The sequence below is a fragment of the Corynebacterium sp. HMSC074C04 genome (genome assembly GCF_001838295.1).
In the GTDB taxonomy this organism is placed as follows: domain Bacteria; phylum Actinomycetota; class Actinomycetes; order Mycobacteriales; family Mycobacteriaceae; genus Corynebacterium; species Corynebacterium amycolatum.
In genome coordinates, this window is sequence record NZ_KV836274.1 from 1 (window position 1) to 399 (window position 399).

1 rRNA gene is annotated in these 399 nt (G+C 53.4%); it reads left to right on the forward strand.

What is annotated here, in order from left to right:
• Nucleotides 1-399: ribosomal RNA gene (locus tag HMPREF3011_RS10845) — 23S ribosomal RNA — on the forward strand; the annotation flags it as partial.

Sequence of the window (399 nt, forward strand, 5' to 3'; positions counted from 1 at the left end):
CGAATACTAATTAGTGTGTTTTTAGTGGCATGTCCTGGACCCGAAGCGGGGTGATCTACCCATGGCCAGTGTGAAGCAGAGGTAAGACTCTGTGGAGGCGCGAACCCACTTAGGTTGAAAACTGAGGGGATGAGTTGTGGGTAGGGGTGAAAGGCCAATCAAACTCCGTGATAGCTGGTTCTCCCCGAAATGCATTTAGGTGCAGCGTCGTGTGTTTCCTCCTGGAGGTAGAGCTACTGGTTGGTTTAGCGGGACTATCATCTTAGCGACATCAGCCAAACTCCGAATGCCAGGTCAGGTGAGAGCACGGCAGTGAGACTGCGGGGGATAAGCTTCGTAGTCGAGAGGGAAACAGCCCAGATCGCCGGCTAAGGCCCCTAAGGGTGTGCTAAGTGGAAA